Source organism: Phaeobacter sp. JH20_02 (assembly GCF_048056915.1).
In the GTDB taxonomy this organism is placed as follows: Bacteria; Pseudomonadota; Alphaproteobacteria; order Rhodobacterales; family Rhodobacteraceae; genus Phaeobacter; species Phaeobacter bryozoorum.
Window position 1 is genome coordinate 134,729 of the sequence record NZ_JAYMVP010000022.1, and the last position, 18,649, is coordinate 153,377.

17 protein-coding genes are annotated in these 18,649 nt (G+C 62.5%); 12 read left to right on the plus strand and 5 right to left on the minus strand.

The annotated features are described in order from the left end of the window. Positions 1–323: 323 nt before the first annotated feature. Both VWY34_RS07425 and VWY34_RS07430 read left to right on the plus strand, forming a co-directional pair. Positions 324–1,253 (plus strand): lytic transglycosylase domain-containing protein, encoded by a 930-nt coding sequence (locus tag VWY34_RS07425; RefSeq protein ID WP_416544215.1) that lies wholly within the window; start codon positions 324–326, stop codon positions 1,251–1,253. Positions 1,254–1,446: 193 nt separating this feature from the next. After that, positions 1,447–1,890 carry a hypothetical protein gene (locus tag VWY34_RS07430; RefSeq protein ID WP_416544214.1) on the plus strand — a complete coding sequence of 148 codons (444 nt, stop codon included), beginning with the start codon at positions 1,447–1,449 and terminating at the stop codon, positions 1,888–1,890. 73 nt (positions 1,891–1,963) lie between these two features. Here the strand turns inward: VWY34_RS07430 and VWY34_RS07435 are convergent, their stop codons facing one another. From VWY34_RS07435 to tldD, 5 genes are all read right to left on the minus strand, one after another. Further along, a complete protein-coding gene (locus VWY34_RS07435; protein ID WP_416534689.1) occupies positions 1,964–2,593 on the minus strand; it encodes a 3-oxoacid CoA-transferase subunit B in 630 nt (209 codons plus the stop codon). A gap of 12 nt (positions 2,594–2,605) precedes the next feature. After that, a complete protein-coding gene (locus VWY34_RS07440) occupies positions 2,606–3,325 on the minus strand; it encodes a CoA transferase subunit A (protein ID WP_340544649.1) in 720 nt (239 codons plus the stop codon). 334 nt (positions 3,326–3,659) lie between these two features. Then, the gene (gene topA / locus VWY34_RS07445) at positions 3,660–6,347 is read right to left on the minus strand and encodes a type I DNA topoisomerase (protein WP_416544213.1); all 2,688 of its coding nucleotides are present in this window, start codon (positions 6,345–6,347) and stop codon (positions 3,660–3,662) included. A 113-nt stretch (positions 6,348–6,460) separates the two neighbouring features. Continuing rightward, a complete protein-coding gene (dprA, locus tag VWY34_RS07450) occupies positions 6,461–7,699 on the minus strand; it encodes a DNA-processing protein DprA (protein ID WP_416544212.1) in 1,239 nt (412 codons plus the stop codon). 286 nt (positions 7,700–7,985) lie between these two features. After that, positions 7,986–9,407: a metalloprotease TldD gene (gene tldD, locus VWY34_RS07455; RefSeq protein ID WP_340544652.1), complete on the minus strand. Its 1,422-nt coding sequence runs from the start codon at positions 9,405–9,407 to the stop codon at positions 7,986–7,988. Positions 9,408–9,598: 191 nt separating this feature from the next. On the opposite strand from tldD, the gene coxB reads away from it, so the two are divergent. From coxB to VWY34_RS07505, 10 genes are all read left to right on the plus strand, one after another. Then, complete coding sequence (gene coxB, locus VWY34_RS07460; RefSeq protein WP_416544211.1) at positions 9,599–10,438, plus strand: cytochrome c oxidase subunit II; 840 nt, start codon at positions 9,599–9,601, stop codon at positions 10,436–10,438. A 122-nt stretch (positions 10,439–10,560) separates the two neighbouring features. Next, a complete protein-coding gene (cyoE, locus tag VWY34_RS07465) occupies positions 10,561–11,502 on the plus strand; it encodes a heme o synthase (protein ID WP_340544654.1) in 942 nt (313 codons plus the stop codon). A 1-nt stretch (position 11,503) separates the two neighbouring features. After that, positions 11,504–11,683, plus strand: coding sequence for a hypothetical protein (locus VWY34_RS07470; protein ID WP_014873724.1), 180 nt, complete (start codon positions 11,504–11,506; stop codon positions 11,681–11,683). Beyond that, positions 11,683–12,270, plus strand: a complete 588-nt coding sequence (locus VWY34_RS07475) for a cytochrome c oxidase assembly protein (RefSeq protein ID WP_340544656.1) — start codon at positions 11,683–11,685, stop codon at positions 12,268–12,270. Before VWY34_RS07470 ends, VWY34_RS07475 begins: the two co-directional genes overlap by 1 nt. Before the next feature lie 24 nt (positions 12,271–12,294). Next, entirely contained in the window at positions 12,295–13,110 is an 816-nt protein-coding gene (locus VWY34_RS07480; RefSeq protein WP_340544658.1) for a cytochrome c oxidase subunit 3, read from the plus strand. 120 nt (positions 13,111–13,230) lie between these two features. Continuing rightward, positions 13,231–13,905, plus strand: coding sequence for an SURF1 family protein (locus VWY34_RS07485; RefSeq protein WP_416545169.1), 675 nt, complete (start codon positions 13,231–13,233; stop codon positions 13,903–13,905). Positions 13,906–13,909: 4 nt separating this feature from the next. Continuing rightward, positions 13,910–15,298, plus strand: coding sequence for a threonine synthase (thrC, locus tag VWY34_RS07490; protein WP_416545080.1), 1,389 nt, complete (start codon positions 13,910–13,912; stop codon positions 15,296–15,298). Next, entirely contained in the window at positions 15,295–16,557 is a 1,263-nt protein-coding gene (locus VWY34_RS07495) for a M16 family metallopeptidase (protein ID WP_416535770.1), read from the plus strand. The genes thrC and VWY34_RS07495 overlap by 4 nt, the downstream gene beginning before the upstream one ends. Further along, on the plus strand, positions 16,557–17,147 hold the full coding sequence (locus tag VWY34_RS07500) for a GNAT family N-acetyltransferase (RefSeq protein ID WP_416545082.1): 591 nt from the start codon (positions 16,557–16,559) through the stop codon (positions 17,145–17,147). The genes VWY34_RS07495 and VWY34_RS07500 overlap by 1 nt, the downstream gene beginning before the upstream one ends. Positions 17,148–17,210: 63 nt before the next feature. Further along, a complete protein-coding gene (locus VWY34_RS07505) occupies positions 17,211–18,635 on the plus strand; it encodes an FAD-binding oxidoreductase (RefSeq protein ID WP_416545084.1) in 1,425 nt (474 codons plus the stop codon). The last annotated feature ends 14 nt before the right edge of the window (positions 18,636–18,649 follow it).

Here is an 18,649-nt window from a genome sequence, read left to right on the forward strand (position 1 = left end):
TTTCGACCTTGCCGTCCGTTGTGAGCCTGCTCTCTCCTGCTCGGCTCTGTTCGACTTGGTGTGAAGCTATATAGCCAGCGGAGCGTGGCAGGATTTGGGCTGAAACGCGGACTCATTTGCCCTACTTTAACTTTTTGCCGAGTATTCGGGTAAGGCATTGAATTTTCACGATTATTAATTTTACCTCTTGTCAATACCCGTGGCTTCGAGGCGGCAGATCTTGGTAAATATGGCAAATCTGCCAGAATCTGGGGCGCGAAACTGGATTTTTGCCGGGGCTTCGGCGAGTCTCATCTGCGAAAAAGGAGAGGCAGAGCAGCCCCATGAGTCTTCTTCAGTCCATTCGCCGCCGTCTGGTCCGTCTTATTGCGGCTCAGCGGCAGGGCATGAGCCAGTTGTCGGGCCTGCCAGTCGCGGGCAGCGCAGTCATCTGTGGCAATGTGGCGACGCTGGTGATTCTGGCGGTGCTCTGGGCTGGCAGCGCGACGCCTGCCCGGTCGCAGGAGCCGGGCAAGGTGACCCCGGCGCCCTTTCCTGAGTTTGAGGCCAAACGCGTGCGCCCGCCGAAACCGGGAACCAAGCAGCGGATTACCATCCAGATTGATCCGCCTGCCGCACCGGTTGCGGCGCCTGCCAGTGGCGGCGCGGTTCCGGCTGCTGCTGCGGACAACGGGCGCTACACCGGTTTCTGGCAGGACATCTCAGACAAGCTGGAGGACAGCGGGCCGGGACGGCTGGCCAAGGCGCTGCGGGCGCTGGATGGCGACACCCCGGTTGCCGCCCCCCGGTTGCAGTTGATGCAGGACATTGCCAGCGCGCGGGGTGTGCAGATCCTGACGGCCAGTGTCGGCACGGATGTGTCGCCCGCGCTGGTCCTGGCGGTAATCGCTGTGGAATCGGCAGGCCGGTCCGACGCGGTCAGCCGCGTCGGCGCGCAGGGGCTGATGCAGCTGATGCCGGACACCGCCGCACGTTTCGGCGTTGGCGACGCGCTGGACAGCGCAGAGAATATCGCGGGCGGGGTGAAATACCTGAACTGGCTGATGGGCGAATTCAACCGCGATCCGATTCTGGTTCTGGCGGGATATAACGCTGGCGAGGGCGCTGTGCGCAGCCATGCCGGGGTGCCGCCCTATGCCGAGACGCGCGATTACGTGCCCAAGGTGCTGGCGGCCTTTCAGGTGGCGCGGGGGCTTTGCATGACGCCGCCGGAGCTGATCACCGATGGCTGTGTCTTTCGCCGGATGAACTAGCCGGATCCGATCCCGCCAAACTCTGCGCAGGTCAGGATCAATTTATCGAAAAATATTCGCGCTCTGCCGATGGGATCATTTTTCCGCCCGAATTGGCTGATTTATCGGGCCCGCATTCTACCTTGAGTTATTTCGGAGACAGGCATTGGATTTAGGGATTGATCCGACGGCTTTGGCCGCGGGCTCGCATTTGGTGACGGGTAATATCATGATGTTCGGCACCATCGCATTTGTCGGTTTTTTCGGGCGGCTGGTCTTTGTCGCCTTTGGTCCGGGGGTGGCGCAGGCCAATCCGCTCGGACATCTGTCCGGCTTTGGGCATATTCTGGTGGCAGTGGCGCTATTTGCCGGGGCGCTGCATCTGTCGGGCAAGACCATCAAGGCGCAAGTCCTGTTCAAACGTCATCTGGTCGACCCGGTCATCGTCACCCTGCTGGGGCGGGACAGCTGCGATCCGCAGGGGGAGGCCTATTGTGTCATGGTGTTTGAAGATGGCCGCGAGATGAGCGTCAACTGGCATGACACGCGAGTTCATATGTATGAGCTGCTGAACCCTGTGGAGCTGCCGCTGTGGTCGTCGCTGCGGCCGCGCGAACGCCCGGAGGCGGGCACCACAGAAGCGCCAGCCGGCGTCTGAAACCAGACGGCCCGCCAGCGGAACTGACGGGCCGTCTCATTCTATATGCTTTGGAACCAGCCTTGCGGGGCGATCAGTTGACGATGGTCGCCTCGGTGGCGGCGCGCAGCTCTGCCTCGCTGACGCCCTCGGCGGTCTCGACGATCTTCAGGCCGCCCTCGACCACATCCAGCACGCCGAGATTGGTGATGATGCGATCGACCACGCCCTTGCCGGTCAGCGGCAGGGTACATGCTTTCAGAACCTTGCTGTCGCCATGTTTGTTGGTGTGGTCCATCACCACCACCACACGGCCGACGCCTGCGACCAGATCCATCGCGCCGCCCATGCCCTTCACCAGCTTGCCGGGGATCATCCAGTTCGCCAGATCGCCGTTTTCGGCCACTTCCATCGCACCGAGGATCGCCATGGCGATTTTGCCGCCACGGATCATCGCAAAGCTCTGTGCCGAGTCGAAATAGGCGGTCTGCGGCAGTTCGGTGATGGTCTGCTTGCCGGCGTTGATCAGGTCGGCGTCCTCTTCGCCCTCAACCGGGAAGGGGCCCATGCCCAACATGCCGTTTTCCGATTGCAGCGTCACGTTGACGCCTTCGGGGATGTGGTTGCTGACCAGCGTCGGAATGCCGATGCCGAGGTTCACATACCAGCCGTCCTGCAGCTCCTGTGCCGCGCGGGCGGCCATTTGATTGCGGTCCCATGCCATGTCGCGGTCTCCTTACTTTGCTGCCGGGCGCGTGGTGCGCTGTTCGATGCGTTTCTCGTGATCGCCCTGAATGATGCGGTGTACATAGATACCGGGCAGGTGGATCGAATCCGGGTCAAGGCTGCCGGTGGGGACGATTTCCTCAACCTCGGCCACGCAGATCTTGCCACAGGTGGCGGCGGGCGCGTTGAAGTTGCGCGCGGTCTTGCGGAACACCAGGTTGCCGGTCTCGTCCGCTTTCCAGGCCTTGACGATGGCGAGGTCGGCAAAGATGCCTTCCTCCATGATGTAATCCTCCATCGCGCCATCGGGGCCGGTGGGGAACTGCTTTTCCAGCTTGCCCTCGGCAATCACGGTGCCGACGCCGGTCTTGGTGAAGAAACCGGGGATGCCCGCGCCGCCGGCGCGCATACGTTCGGCCAGCGTGCCTTGCGGGTTGAACTCCAGCTCCAGCTCGCCGCTGAGATACTGGCGCATGAATTCGGCGTTTTCCCCGACGTAGGAGGAGATCATCTTTTTCACCTGTCGGGTCTGCAACAGGATGCCAATGCCGAAATCATCGACGCCGGCGTTGTTGGAGGCAAAGGTCAGATCCTTGGTGCCCGCATCCTTGATCGCCTGCAACAGCAGTTCCGGAATACCGCAGAGCCCGAACCCGCCTGCGGCGATGAACATGCCATCGTGCAGAACACCGTCCAGCGCTTCGGCAGCGTTGGAATAAACCTTCTTCATATCCATCTCCCTTGATCATCAGCCAGGTTGGCAAAGTTCTGACCTCCGCCGCAGGCAGAGTCAACGATACGGAGAAAGACAGGTATTTCTACGGAGCGGCCCGCGCCACGGGCCGCCCGGCGCTGCCGACGCCTGCGGCTATATGCCCCCGAGCGCCGCGCCAGCGGCGCTATGCCCAACGGGTCGAGGGCCGTCGTCAGACGGGGCTGACCGGGCGGGAGCCGCTGCGATCGGGCCTTGGCGCCAGACCGGGCCGACCGGGGGCGCTGATGGCCGCCGCAACAATGGTCGGGCGGCTGCAACAGGATCCCGATCCCGGCACCGGCGGAAAGGGTCAGCCTTCGTCGCTGCTGGCTTCGGCGGCTTTCTTCTTGGTGGTCTTTTTGGTCGTGGTTTTCTTCGCGGGGGTCTTCTTTGCCGCCGCTTTCTTGGCCGGAGCCTTTTTCTTGGCACCGGATTTGCCGGCCTTCTCGCTGATCAGCTGCAGCGCTATCTCGACCGTCACATCCTTGGGCTCGACATCCTTCGGGAGGGTCGCATTGACCTTCTCCCATTTGATATATGGCCCGTAGCGCCCGTCCATGATGCTGATGGCGCCGCCGCTTTCCGGGTGCTCGCCAAGCTCCTTCAGCGCCTTGGCTGCGGCGCGACGGCCGCGACCGGGGTTGGCGCGCTTTTCCGCCAGCATTTCAACCGCGCGGTTCATGCCGATCTCAAACACATCGAGTGTCTCCTTGAGATTGACATAGACCGGCTTGTCCTCATCCGGTTTCTGATGCGCGATATAGGGGCCAAAGCGGCCCAGATTGGCCTGAATCACGCCGCCTTCGGGATGTTGACCAACCTCGCGGGGCAGGGTCAGCAGGGTCACCGCCTGTTCCAGCCCGATTTCATTCGGGCCCCAGCCCGGCAGGAAGTCGCGCCCCTGTTTGGGCAGCGACGAACGCGGCGGCTTCTTGTTCTCGGGCGTCGCCTCGCCGCGCTGCACATAAGGCCCGAAGCGGCCGGATTTCAGGTGGATCTCATCACCGTCGTCTTCGCCCAGGATCCGCTCATAGCCTTCGGCGCCTTCGCCGGAGATCGGGCGGGTGTAGTTGCATTCGGGATAATTGCCGCAGCCGACAAAGCCGCCGGTGCGCGAGGTCTTGAGGTGCAGCTGGCCAGCGCCGCATTTAGGGCAGATACGCGGATCGCCGCCATCCTCACGCGGGGGATAAAGCTGCGGCGCAAGTGCTGCGTCCAGCACATCCAGCACCTCGGTGATGCGCAGATCTGAGGTTTCGGCAATGGCTGCCGAGAAATCGCGCCAGAACTTGCCCAGAATATCCTTGTAATCGCGCTGGCCGGCGCTGACGTCATCCAGCTCGCCTTCCAGATTGGCGGTGAATTCATAGCCGACATAGGTGCGGAAGAAATTCAGCAGGAAGATGGTGACGATCCGGCCCTTGTCTTCGGGGAACAGGCGGTTCTTGTCCTTGCGGACATATTCGCGGTCCTGAATCGTGGTGATGACGGAGGCATAGGTGGAGGGGCGCCCGATCCCCAGCTCTTCCATGCGTTTGACCAATGTTGCCTCGGTGAAGCGCGGCGGTGGCTGGGTGTGGTGTTGCAGGCCCAGCACGGATTTGCTGTCGGAGAGGATGGCGGCACCGGTATCGGCCTTTTCCGCCTGTGGCCCCAGCGTGGGCGCGAACTTCAGCGCCTCGCCCTGCATGATCTGGGGCAGGCGCTTGTCGTCTTCGTCCACAACATCGTCGCGGCCCTCTTCATAGACCCGCAGGAACCCGTCAAACAGCATCACCTGACCGGTGGCACGCAGCACCACCTGCGCGTCCTTGGAGCCGATATCAACCGTGGTCCGTTCGAGACGTGCGCCTTCCATCTGGCAGGCGAGGGTCCGCTTCCAGATCAGGTCATAAAGCTTGCGCTGATCATCTTCGGAGACCTTCAGGCTCTTGGCATCGCGGCCCATCTCGGTGGGGCGGATACATTCATGCGCTTCCTGCGCGTTCTTGGCCTTGTTCTTGTAGATGCGTGGCGATGACGGCACATATTCGGCGCCGTAGCGTTTGGCGATTTCGGCGCGGGCCTCCTGCACGGCCTCGGGCGCCATGTCGATGCCGTCGGTTCGCATATATGTAATGTAGCCTGCCTCATAGAGACGCTGTGCTGCATTCATGCACTGCTTGGCGCCCATGCCGAATTTGCGGCTGGCTTCCTGTTGCAGGGTCGAGGTCATGAAAGGCGCGGAGGGGTTGCGGGAGGCGGGTTTAGCCTCGACCGACTGCACCACCATGTCGCGGCTGGCAACTGCCTGAACGGCGAGTTCGGCGGCGGTGGAATTGGCCAGGCTGTATTTGTCCAGCTTGTCGCCGCCCAGAACCGTAAGACGGGCTTCGAATTCCTGGCCGCGCGGCGTTGCAAGGCTCGCCTTTACCGACCAGTATTCCTGCGGGTTGAAGGCTTCGATTTCCAGCTCGCGCTCAACGATCAGGCGCAGGCAGACCGACTGCACGCGCCCGGCAGAACGGGCACCGGGCAGCTTGCGCCATAGCACCGGCGACAGGTTGAAGCCGACAAGATAGTCCAGCGCGCGCCGCGCCAGATAGGCCTCGACCAGCGGCATATCCACCTGACGGGGGTTCTTCATCGCCTCGGCGACGGCTTCCTTGGTGATCGCATTGAAGGTGACGCGGCTGACGGCGGTGTCCTTCTTGATCGAGCGGCGCTTGGTCAGCGCTTCCTGCAGGTGCCAGCTGATCGCCTCGCCTTCGCGATCGGGGTCGGTCGCGAGGATCAGGGCGTTGTCGTCTTTCAGCGCGTCGGCGATGGCCTTGATGTGTTTGCGGCTGTCGGCGCCAACCTCCCAGGTCATCGCAAAATCATCGTCCGGTTCGACCGATCCATTCTTAGCAGGCAGGTCGCGCACATGTCCGTAGGAGGCCAGAACCGTGTAGTCTGAGCCAAGATACTTGTTGATTGTCTTGGCTTTAGCTGGGGATTCTACAACAACAACGGGCATAAATTCGAAAACCTCTATGGGACGGGCTGCGGGCGCTCTATGGCGGGGCAACATGTGGGGTGCAAGGGGAGATTGTCAATCCGGCATCGAATGACCGGGGGCTGATGCGTCAATCAGCGCTGGGGCTTGGGCATGGCCGTGCTGTCTGACGTCACATCGAAATCACTGCGAACCAGCATTCCGCCCGCCGCGCGGGCCACGGCGCCGGACAGCTCCAGATCGGTGAGCGCCGGTGCCAAATCACGCGAGGGGATCGCCAGATCGCGGACCAGTTGATCCTCCGCCGTCGGGGCGGGGCCGAGCCGGTCGAGGATCTGTTGGTGCAGCGCTGCGGTGTCGCGCAGATTGCGCCGCTCCTTCGGTGGTGGCGGCAGTTCGGTGAGGCGGGCACTGGCGGCAGCCTCCGGCGGTGGCACCGGGCGATCCGACAGTTCCGCCACCACACGGTGCGACAGATCCATTGGCGGCAGCGCCTCGATCACGTCCTGCGCGTTGCGCACCAGCTGGGCGCCGTCGCGGATCAGCATGTTGCAGCCAGCCGCGCGGGCATCAAACGGATGGCCGGGCACGGCCAGCACATCACGGCCCAGATCCAGCGCATCGCGCGCGGTGATCAAAGAGCCGGATTTGGCGGCCCCCTCGACAACCACCACGGCCTGTGCCGCCCCTGCGATAATGCGGTTGCGGGCCGGAAAATGCCGGGCTTTCGGTGACATGCCCGGCGGGTGTTCGGAGATCATCAGCCCCTGTTCGGCAATATCCCCGGCGAGGCGGGTGTTTTCGGTCGGGTAGATGACATCAACACCACCTGCCATCACGGCGCAGGTGCCGGTGCGCAGGGCCGCCATATGCGCGGCGGTGTCGATCCCGCGGGCCAGCCCGGAGATGATGCAATAGCCCGCTTCGCCCAGGTCCCGTGCCAGCGCGCGGGCCATGCGAACCCCCAGGGAGGAGGCATTGCGGGCGCCGACGATGGCGATGGTGGGCTGGTGCAGCAGGGCCGGATCGCCAACAGCCCAGAGCAGGGGCGGGGCGTCGCGCAGCGCGGCCAGATGTGAGGGATAATCGGCCTCACCAAAGCACAAAAGCCGCGCATTGGCGGCTTCTGCGGCCTTGATTTCGGCGAGTGCCGCATCGACAGAGCATGTTTCATACCCTTTAATGCCAGCGGCGCGTGCCATTTCAGGCAACGCGGATAGCGCGTTCTGCGCTGACCCATATTTCGCGAGGAGACGGTGAAACGTCACCGCGCCAACACGTCTTGAGCGCAACAGGCGGAGCCAGGAAATCCGAATATCTTCCGTGGTGGGTGGGAGTGGGGGGTGAGTGGAAGAATGTGCTTCTTCGGTCATCCTGCGCTCCGCCTTGTTGCAAGACTATGATTAGCTCTTGAGTGGTTAACAGGTGATGAACATAGAGAATTAAAGGCAATATTTTTAAAAAACTCAATTCTAACACGTTCTACTGCAAGTAAAATTTCGCAACCTTTGGGCGTTCGACCGTGCTGCCGGGGGGCCTTGCAGGGCCGCTGTGAGACCGCTGCAAATCGTAAAATCAACGAAAAATGCCGCCGAGTCGGCTGGTTAGCGACACGGCGGCGATTCTGATCTTAGGTCTGATGCGTATGGGGGGATGAGGTCAGGTGGCGGAACCGCCAACGGTCAGCCCGCCCATCAGGACCGTGGGTTGCCCCACGCCGACCGGCACCCATTGCCCCTGCTTGCCGCAATTGCCCATGCCGGGGTCCAGCGCCATGTCATTGCCAAGCGCGCGGATCTTGTTCAGGGCCGTGGCGCCATCGCCGATCAGGGTTGCCCCCTTCACCGGTGCGCCGACCTTGCCGTCCTTCACCCGGTAGGCCTCGGTGCAGGAGAAGACGAATTTGCCATTGGTGATGTCCACCTGACCGCCGCCAAAGCCGACTGCCCAGATGCCATCCTTGATGGAGGCCACCAGATCGTCCGGGTTGGCATCGCCGCCCAGCATATAGGTGTTGGTCATCCGTGGCATCGGCGCATGGGCATAGCTCTGACGGCGCCCGTTGCCGGTGCTCTCCACCCCCATCAGCCGGGCGTTCTGTCGGTCCTGCATAAAGCCGACCAGCTTGCCGTCCTCGATCAGGGTGGTTTTCTGGCTGGGGGTGCCTTCGTCATCAATGGTGATGGAGCCGCGTCGGTCCGGGATGGTGCCGTCATCCAGCACGGTCACGCCCTTGGCCGCGATCTGCTGGCCCATCAGACCTGCGAAGGCCGAAGAGCCCTTGCGGTTGAAATCGCCTTCCAGCCCATGGCCGATGGCCTCATGCAGGAGAATACCGGGCCAGCCGGGGCCAAGCACAACATCCATTTCCCCGGCCGGGGCGGGCACCGCCTCAAGGTTCACGCAGGCAATACGCAGCGCCTCGCGGACCTTGGCCTGCCAGTCTGCGGGCGCGACCAGACCATCCAGCCCGACGCGGCCACCGCCACCGGCGGAGCCGCTTTCGCGTCGACCGTCCTGTTCCACGATCACCGAGACATTGAGCCGGGTCATTGGGCGGACGTCCCGCACCCGGGTGCCATCGGCGCGCAGGATCTCCACCTCCTGAAGCGAAGCCGCCAGCGCGGCAGAGACCTGCACCACGCGCGAGTCCTGATCGCGGGCAAAGGCGTCGATCTCGCGCAGCGTCTCTACCTTTACGGCAAAGGGCATGGCGCCAATCGGATCATCCTCAGTATAAAGTCTGGTGTTGGTGCGCACCGGCGGCGGGGCCATGGTGCCGCCGCCATCGCCCACGGCGAGCCGCGCGGTCTCGGCCGCGCGCTTCAGACCGGAGATCGAGACATCGGTGGAATGGGCATAACCGGCCACCTCGCCATTGACGGCGCGCAGTCCGAACCCCTCGGCAGCGTCATAGCTGGCGTTGCGCAGCCGCCCATCGTCGAACACCAGCGCCTCCGACTTGCGCCGTTCGACGAAAATCTCGCCATCATCGGCCCCCGCGAGCGCCTGACGCAGCACGCCCAGGGCCTCGTCCTCGGGCAGGGTGGTTTCAAACGGGCGGAAGGCTGCGGTATCCATGGTTTGACCTCGGTTTTTTTGATCTAAATCAAGAAAGCGACGCTTTGACGCGAGCATTCCTCTTTAACTGCACGATGGAATATGATTTTTAGCAGCGTCAAAGACAACGGGTCCGGCGCGTTTTGTGGAATCAAACTTCCGACATAGGACGTCGGCGCAGGAATAACTCGATCAACTGATCAGGACATGACATGAAGAACGCTTTGATGCTTTCAGGCCTTTTTTCGGGCCTCTCGAGCCTTCCAGCTATCGCGCAAGACGGTCTGGAAACCATTGGCAAGCCGGTTGACGGCGGCCTCGGCTTCCAGCCCGCGGCGACCGAGCTTGCCGAAGGCGTCCATTCTCTGGACTACATGATTCTGGTGATCATCACCGCTGTTTGTGTGTTCGTTGGCGGGCTGCTGCTCTATGCGATCTTGCGCTTTAACCGTCGCGCCAACCCGAATGCGGCGCAGTTCACCCATAACACCCCGATTGAAATCGCCTGGACCGTTGTGCCGATCCTGATCCTGGTCTTCATCGGGTCCTTCTCGCTGCCGGAACTGTTCCGCCAGCAGGAAATTCCCGAGGGTGACATAACCATCAAGGTGACCGGCTACCAGTGGTACTGGGGCTATGAATATGTCGACCACGAGTTCGGCTTTGAAAGCTTCATGCTGGCCAAGGAAGATCTGGCAGCCAACGGCTATGCCGAAGACGAGTATCTGCTGGCCACCGACACCGCCGTTGTTGTTCCCGTTGGCAAGACCGTCGTGATGCAGGTGACCGGCGCGGACGTGATCCACTCCTGGACCATCCCGGCCTTTGGTGTGAAGCAGGATGCGGTTCCGGGTCGTCTGGCCGAACTGTGGTTCAAGGCTGACAAGGAAGGCATCTACTTTGGTCAGTGCTCCGAACTCTGCGGCAAGGACCACGCCTATATGCCGATCACCGTGAAAGTGGTTAGCCAGGAGGCCTATGACGCCTGGCTGGAAGGCGCGATCGAAGAATACGCCGGTCTGCCCCAGTCCTATCAGGTCGCCTCCAACTGAGCGACACGACAGGCGCTTGCCTTCGGGCGGGTGCCGCCTAGCTATCACGTGAAATCGGATCGGGCCGCGCCACGTCGCGCGCCCGCTTTGGCAAAGATTGTTCACGATCAAAAGAGAGCACCATGACTGACGCAAGCATCAACGCCAGCACCGTCCAGCAGGGGGACGCGGAGTTCGGGGATTATTTTGCCCTGCTCAAACCGCGTGTCATGTCTCTGGTGGTGTTCACGGCGCTGGTGGGTCTGCTGGCCGCGCCGGTCGGGGTGCACCCTGTCATCGGTTTCAGCGCCATCCTGTTCATCGCCATCGGTGGCGGTGCCTCCGGCGCGCTGAACATGTGGTGGGACGCCGATATCGACCAGGTGATGAAGCGCACCAAGAGCCGCCCGATCCCTGCGGGCAAGGTGGAACCGGGCGAGGCACTGGCGTTGGGGCTGGCGCTGTCGGGCCTGTCGGTGATCATGCTGGCGCTGGCGACCAATGTGTTTGCCGGGGCGTTCCTCGCCTTCACCATCTTCTTCTATGTGGTGATCTACACCATGTGGCTGAAACGGGCGACGCCGCAGAATATCGTCATCGGCGGTGCCGCGGGGGCCTTCCCGCCGGTGATCGGCTGGATTGCGGCGACCGGCAGCATGGCCGTTGAACCCTGGCTGATGTTTGCTCTGACCTTCATGTGGACACCGCCGCATTTCTGGGCGCTGGCGCTGTTCATGCGCTCGGATTATGACGATGCGGGCGTGCCGATGCTGACCGTGACCCATGGCCGCCGGTCAACCCGCAAACATATTCTGATCTACACCGCCCTGCTGGCCCTGCTGGCTGTTGGCACCGCCTTTTCCGGCGTTGGTGGCCCGATCTATCTGGTGGTGGCGCTGGTGCTGAACGCGCTGTTCCTGCATGGCGCCTGGAAGATCTCGCGCCGCGATGAAGACGACAGCGAGGCCGACAACTTCAAGGTGGAGCGCAGTTTCTTCAAGCTGTCGCTGCTCTACCTGTTCCTGCATTTTGGCGCGATCCTGGCCGAGGCGGTTCTGAAACCCTACGGATTGGGAGGCTGGTAATATGAGCCTGCGCAAAGAACATGAGCTGCACCAGAGACGTAAGGGACGCAATATCGGTGTCGGCGTTCTGCTGGGGTCTTTTGTGGTGCTGGTGCTGGCGCTGACCATCGTCAAGGTCACATCGGCGGGGTTCAAATTCCCGAACACCTCCGCCGCAGAGCAGAGTGAGGGGCAGGGCTGATGGCATTGCAGGGACCACAGAAAACCGTCGTACAGCTGGTTGGTGTTGTTGTCCTGATGGGCGGCCTCGCCTGGGCATCGGTGCCGTTCTATGACTGGTTTTGCCGGGTGACCGGCTTTGGCGGTGTGACGGGCGTTGCCGAGAAGGGGTCGGATACCGTTCTGGATCAGACCATCACCGTACGCTTTGACGCCTCCAAGGAACGCAACATGCCGTGGGAATTCACCCCGGTTGAGCGTGAGATGAAGATCAAGATCGGCGAGACAGGGCTGGCTTTCTACGAGGCCTACAACCCCACCGACCGCCCGGTCGCGGGTCAGGCATCCTATAATGTGACGCCTTATTCGGCTGGTGCCTTCTTTGAGAAAATTGCCTGCTTCTGCTTTGAGGAGCAGGTGTTGCAACCGGGGGAGCGGGTCGAAATGCCCGTGACCTTCTTTGTCGATCCCGAAATTGTCGAGGATCGTGACGGAAAATACGTGCATACGATCACGCTGTCGTACACATTCTATGAAATCGATCTGCCAGAAGGGTATGCCGCCCTTGAAACCGGTGATACAGCCGGGGCAGGCACAAACACGAACTAGGCCGCTTTGGTGAGGGACACTTAAATGGCGCACGCTAAAAATCACGACTATCATATTCTTCCGCCGTCGATCTGGCCTCTGCTCAGCTCGCTTGGCACGTTCATCATGCTGTTCGGTGCGGTTCTGTGGATGCACGGGATCACCGCCTATGCGTTCTGGGGCGGCTTTGTCATGGTGGTCTACAGCGCCTATGCCTGGTGGGCAGAGGTTGTCGCCGAGGCGCGCCAGGGGGATCACACCCCGGTGGTGCGGATCGGCCTGCGCTATGGCTTCATCCTCTTTGTGATGTCCGAAGTGATGTTCTTCTTCGCCTGGTTCTGGTCGTTCTTCAAACATGCGATCTACCCGATGGAGACCTATGTCGGCACCGCCTATGCAGCGCCCGAGATCTACCCGGTCGATGCTTTCCACCTGCCGCTGATCAACACGCTGGTGCTGCTGCTGTCGGGCTGTGCGGTGACCTGGGCGCACCACGCGCTGGTTCACAACAACGACCGCAAAGCGCTGATCCAGGGTCTGGCCATCGGCATCGTTCTGGGCATCTTCTTCACCTTCCTGCAGGGCTATGAATATGCTCACCTGCTGCACGAAGGCTGGCAGTTCGGCGGCGATGAGTTCTACTCGAACTTCTTCATGGCGACCGGTTTCCACGGTTTCCACGTGATCATCGGCACCATCTTCCTGACCGTCTGCCTCATCCGCGCGATGAAGGGGGATTTCACCCCCGAGCAGCACGTGGGTTTTGAAGCCGCCGCCTGGTACTGGCACTTCGTTGACGTGGTCTGGCTGTTCCTCTTCGTGGCGGTCTACGTCTGGGGCACCGCCGGTCTCGCCCACTAAGGGCATCGCCCGAATTGTAACGGGTACAGGTTTAAGGTTTCGAATCCCGACCTGACCCCGTAAGACATGCAGCGCGCGGAGCCATGCTCCGCGCGCTTTCTCATTCGCAAGGACGGCGCGATGCGACGGTTGATCTTTCTCTCCCTTGTTGGCGGTCTGGGCCTCATGGCGCTGCTGTCGCTGGGGATCTGGCAGATCCAGAGACTGGAGTGGAAAGAAGACCTGCTTCAGACCATCGAGGCGCGCATCGCCGCTGCGCCGACGGCGCTGCCGCTGACCCCGACCGAGGAAGACGACCGTTACCGTGCCGTAACCGTCAGCGGTCGGATCGAGCCGGGCGAACTTCATGTCTTCTGGGTGACCAAGGCGGCAGAGACCGGCTATCGCATCATCGCCCCTCTGGTGACGGCGGAGGGCCGCCGCCTGCTTCTGGACCGCGGGTTCATTGCCTCCGCCGCCAAGGAGCGCGCGCGCGCGTTTGGTCCGGTCACGGTTACCGGCAACCTGCTGTGGCCGGATGAAGGCGACTGGACCACACCGGCCCCCGAAGTTGACACCAATATCCTCTATGCCCGCGATCTGGCCTATATGGCAGAGCGGCTCGACACTGAACCGGTGCTGATTGTGGCCCGCAGCGTCGCCCCAGATGCAGCGGTGACACCACAGCCGGTGACCACGGCGGGCATTCAGAACAATCACTTGCAATACGCGATCACCTGGTTTTCGCTGGCCCTTATCTGGGCCGCGATGACCACTTATTTCCTGTGGCGCTCGCGCCCCAAATCCGAAGGCTGAAGCGATGAAATATATCTCGACCCGGGGCCAGGCGCCCGAGCTGACCTTTGAAGACGCCATGCTGACCGGGCTTGCCCGTGACGGCGGTCTTTACGTGCCGGCGGAAATCCCGACCATGTCGAAGGATGAGATCGCGGCCCTTGCCGGTCTCTCCTACGAGGAGGTCGCCTTTCGCGTGATGCGCCCCTTCCTTGGCGATTGCTTCACGGATGAGGAATTCCGCGGCATCATCGCCCGCGCCTATGACGGCTTTGGCCACGCCGCCCGCGCGCCGCTGGTGCAGCTGGCGCCGAACCATTTCCTGCTGGAGCTGTTTCACGGCCCGACGCTGGCGTTCAAGGATTTCGCGATGCAGCTGATCGGTCAGCTGTTTGAAACCGCCCTGAAACGGCGCGGCGACAGCGTGACCATCGTCGGCGCCACCTCCGGCGATACCGGGTCGGCGGCGATCCAGGCCTTTGGTGGCTTGGATGCGGTCAATGTCTTTATCCTCTATCCGCATGGCCGGGTGTCCGAGGTGCAGCGCCGCCAGATGACCACGCCCACCGATGCCAATGTGCATGCGCTTGCCGTGGATGGTGACTTCGACGATTGCCAGGCCGCGCTGAAGGATATGTTCAACGACTTCGACTTCCGCGATGAGGTGAAACTGGCCGGCGTGAACTCGATCAACTTTGCCCGCGTGCTGGCACAGGTGGTCTATTACTTCACCTCCGCCGTGTCGCTGGGCGCGCCGGAGCGCAAGGTCAGCTTCACCGTGCCGACCGGCAATTTCGGCGACATCTTTGCAGGTTTCATCGCCAAGCAGATGGGCCTGCCCATCGACAAGCTGGTGGTCGCCACCAACCAGAACGATATCCTGCACCGCTGCCTGAGCGGGCAGGGCTACCACAAGGGCGAAACCATTCCGTCGATCTCCCCGTCGATGGATATCCAGGTCTCGTCTAACTTTGAACGCGCGCTGTTCTATGCCTACGGGAAAGGTGGCGCGGCAGTGGCTCAGCTTATGGAGGAGCTGAAGACAGGCGGTTTCGAGGTGAGCCAGGGCGCCATGCAGTCCCTGCAGGAGCATTACGTGTCCGGTCGCTGCTCCGAGGAGGAAACCTCCGCCACCATCAAATCCGAACGCGCCGCCTCGGGTGAGCTGCTCTGCCCGCATAGCGCCATCGGCGTGAAGGTCGCCAATGAACAGCGTGACACATCGGTCCCGATGGTGACTCTGGCCACCGCCCATCCGGCGAAATTCCCGGCTGCGGTCGAGGCTGCCAGCGGCGTTCATCCGCCTCTTCCCCCGCGCATGGCAGATCTGTATGACAGATCGGAGCGGGTGACGCGGATCGCCAATGATCTGACCACTCTTGAGACACATATCAGAAAGCACATCGCGAATTGACAGTTCAACAGCACCAACTCGCCAACGGGTTCAGGATCGTCACCGAAACCATGCCGGGGCTGCAATCTGCCGCCATCGGCATCTGGGTGACCGCAGGCGGGCGGAACGAGCGGATCGAGCAGAACGGCATCGCTCATTTTCTTGAGCATATGGCGTTCAAAGGCACCAAGCGGCGCAGCGCGCTGGAGATTGCCGAGGCGATCGAGGATGTTGGCGGCTATATCAACGCCTACACCAGCCGCGAAGTGACCGCCTATTACGCCCGCGTGTTGCAGGAGGATGTACCTCTGGCGCTGGATGTCGTGGCCGACATCGTTCTGAACCCGGTGTTCGACCCGCGCGAGATCGAGATTGAGCGTGGCGTGATCCTACAGGAAATCGGTCAGGCGCTGGATACGCCCGATGATGTGATTTTCGACTGGCTTCAGGAAGAAAGCTATCACGATCAGCCCATTGGCCGCACCATCCTTGGCCCCGCCGAACGGGTGCGGGCCTTTGGCCGCGAAGATCTGGAACGCTTTGTCTCGGAACATTATGGCCCCGGCCAGATGATCCTTGCAGCCTCCGGTGCGGTGGATCACGACGCCATTGTCAAACTGGCCGAAGAGCTGTTTGGCAAAATGCCCCCCAAGACGTTGATTATGCCCGCAGCGGCCAGCTTCACGGGCGGTGAGGCGCGCCATGAAAAGGCGCTGGAACAGGCCCATATCGCACTGGCGTTTGAGGGGCCGGGCTACCGCGACGATGCGATCTATACCGCGCAGATCTACTCCAGCGCACTGGGGGGCGGCATGTCGAGCCGCCTGTTCCAGGAGGTGCGTGAAAAACGCGGGCTGTGCTACACCATCTTTGCCCAGACCGGCGCCTATGCCGATACCGGCACGCTGACGCTTTATGCAGGCACCTCCGGCGATCAGCTGGATGAATTGGCTGGCATCACCATCGACGAGATGAAGCGCGCCGCCAGCGATATGAGCGACGCCGAGGTGGACAGGGCGCGGGCGCAGATGAAGGCGGGGATGCTGATGGGGCTGGAAAGCCCCACCAACCGCGCCGAACGGCTGGCACGGCTGGTGCAGATCTGGGACAAGGTGCCGCCGCTTGAGGAGACCGTGGCGCGGATCGACGCGGTGACCACTGCCGATGTGCGCGCCATGGCCGAAGAGATGGCCCACCGCGCCTCGATGGCTTTGGCGCTCTATGGTCCGGTGGGCGACGCCGCCCCGCTGGCAGCTCTGCAGGAGAGGCGCGCGGCCTGATGTTGCTGACCGGACGCAAGGTGCGTATCGAGACCGAACGCCTGACTCTCAGGCCGCCGGTTCATGCGGATTTTCGCGACTGGGCGGCGCTGCGCCAGCACAGCCAGGGCTATCTCACCCCGTGGGAACCGAGCTGGGCGGTGGATCACCTGAGCCGCAAGAGCTTCACAAATCGGGTCTACTGGGCGCGCCGGGCGGTCAGCTCCGGTTCGGCGCTGCCGCTGTTCCTGATCCGGCGCAGCGATCAGCTGCTGATCGGGGCAATTACCCTCGACAATATCCGTCGTGGGCCTGCGCAGGCGGGCACATTGGGGTATTGGACCGGTCAGCCCTTTGCCCGCCACGGTTATATGCGTGAGGCGATCGGGGCCGTGGTGCATCACGCCTTTACCAAGCTGGACCTCAGCCGGATCGAGGCGGCCTGTCTGCCGGAAAACGCCGCCTCGCGCGGGCTGTTGGAGAGTGCGGGCTTCAAATATGAAGGTGTGGCGCAATCCTATCTGCAAATCAACGGGCGCTGGCGCACCCACGTTCTATATGCTTCCCTGCGCCATGACCGGCGCGGACGCACGCAGGTCGGCCAGGCCTGAGGCCGCGGCGGGCGCGGTCAACGCGGGGGCCGACCCCACAGCACGGCATTAGGAGAGATGCGCATGACCCTGAACCCTGCGGACACCGGTTTTGTCGACCATCTGCGCGCGGTGCTGCCTGCCGATACCCTGCGCCCGGCTGAACCGCGTTATCTGGAAGAGCCGCGTGGCCGCTATCACGGGCAGGCGGGGGTCATCGCCCTGCCGCGCAGCACCGACGAGGTCGCAACGCTGCTGCGGGCAGCCCATGCCGCCCATGTGCCGGTGGTGCCCTATGGCGGCGGCACCGGGCTTGTTGGCGGGCAGATCATGGGGGCCGGGGGGCCGGCGCCGCTGGTGATTTCGCTGGAACGGATGACCGCCCTGCGCGGGGTCTACCCGCAGGAGAACGTTATCGCGGTTGAGGCGGGCATGATCTTGGCCGACGTGCAACGCGCCGCCACCGAAGCGGGCCGACTGTTCCCGCTGTCACTCGCCGCCGAGGGCACCGCCCGCATCGGCGGCACCCTTTCGACCAATGCCGGCGGCGTCAATGTTCTGCGCTACGGCAATGCCCGCGATCTCTGTCTGGGACTGGAAGCCGTGCTGCCAACCGGCGAGATCTGGCAGGGCCTCAGCCGCCTGCGCAAGGACAACACCGGTTATGATCTGCGCAACCTGCTGATCGGGGCCGAGGGCACGCTGGGCATTATCACGGCCGCGTCGCTGAAACTCTCCGCGATTCCGGCCGAACAGGGCACCGCGATGCTGACGGTGGCCTCGCCAGCGGCGGCGATTGATCTGCTGGCGATGGCGCGGGACCAGCTGGGCGAGACGATCAGCGCCTTCGAACTGATCCACCGGCAAGGGCTTGAGTTCCTGCGCGAAACCCTGCCAGATCTGCGGCTGCCGTTCAGCGACCTGCCGGACTGGTGCGTGCTGATTGATCTTGGACTGCCGCAGGGCAGCGCCCCGCAGGATGCCTTGGCGCAGCTGTTTGAGACGGCGCTGGCAGCGGGGCTGAGCAGCGATGGCGTCATCGCCCAGTCTGAGGCGCAGCGGCAGGCGCTATGGTCGGTGCGCGAACATATCCCGGAAGGCAACCGCCGCATCGGCTCGGTCTCCAGCCATGATATCTCGATCCCGATTTCGCGCATCCCCGATTTCATTGTCGAAGGTGGCAAGCGTCTGGCGGCCCTGGGAGATATGCGGATTAATTGCTTTGGCCATCTGGGCGACGGCAATCTGCATTACAATGTCTTTCCGGCGCAGGGGCGGGACCGCAGCACCTATGAGCATCTGCGCGATGAGGTGAAACGCTGCGTCCATGATCTGACCCATGATTACGGCGGCTCGGTCAGCGCCGAACATGGCATCGGGCGGCTGAAGGTCGCCGATCTGGCGCGATATGGCGATCCGGTCAAACTGGCGGCAATGCGGGCGATCAAACAGGCGCTTGATCCGCATGGCATCATGAACCCCGGCGCGGTGGTGCCACTGGCAGACTAGGCAGTGGTGGTACC

Coding starts and splice junctions, on each gene's coding strand:
- VWY34_RS07500 (WP_416545082.1), top strand. CDS start 16,557: ATGTTGCTGACCGGACGCAAGGTGCGTATCGAGACCGAACGCCTGACT.
- VWY34_RS07440 (WP_340544649.1), bottom strand. CDS start 3,325: ATGAAGAAGGTTTATTCCAACGCTGCCGAAGCGCTGGACGGTGTTCTG.
- thrC (WP_416545080.1), top strand. CDS start 13,910: ATGAAATATATCTCGACCCGGGGCCAGGCGCCCGAGCTGACCTTTGAA.
- VWY34_RS07435 (WP_416534689.1), bottom strand. CDS start 2,593: ATGGCATGGGACCGCAATCAAATGGCCGCCCGCGCGGCACAGGAGCTG.
- coxB (WP_416544211.1), top strand. CDS start 9,599: ATGAAGAACGCTTTGATGCTTTCAGGCCTTTTTTCGGGCCTCTCGAGC.
- cyoE (WP_340544654.1), top strand. CDS start 10,561: ATGACTGACGCAAGCATCAACGCCAGCACCGTCCAGCAGGGGGACGCG.
- topA (WP_416544213.1), bottom strand. CDS start 6,347: ATGCCCGTTGTTGTTGTAGAATCCCCAGCTAAAGCCAAGACAATCAAC.
- tldD (WP_340544652.1), bottom strand. CDS start 9,407: ATGGATACCGCAGCCTTCCGCCCGTTTGAAACCACCCTGCCCGAGGAC.
- VWY34_RS07470 (WP_014873724.1), top strand. CDS start 11,504: ATGAGCCTGCGCAAAGAACATGAGCTGCACCAGAGACGTAAGGGACGC.
- dprA (WP_416544212.1), bottom strand. CDS start 7,699: ATGACCGAAGAAGCACATTCTTCCACTCACCCCCCACTCCCACCCACC.
- VWY34_RS07425 (WP_416544215.1), top strand. CDS start 324: ATGAGTCTTCTTCAGTCCATTCGCCGCCGTCTGGTCCGTCTTATTGCG.
- VWY34_RS07485 (WP_416545169.1), top strand. CDS start 13,231: ATGCGACGGTTGATCTTTCTCTCCCTTGTTGGCGGTCTGGGCCTCATG.
- VWY34_RS07480 (WP_340544658.1), top strand. CDS start 12,295: ATGGCGCACGCTAAAAATCACGACTATCATATTCTTCCGCCGTCGATC.
- VWY34_RS07505 (WP_416545084.1), top strand. CDS start 17,211: ATGACCCTGAACCCTGCGGACACCGGTTTTGTCGACCATCTGCGCGCG.
- VWY34_RS07475 (WP_340544656.1), top strand. CDS start 11,683: ATGGCATTGCAGGGACCACAGAAAACCGTCGTACAGCTGGTTGGTGTT.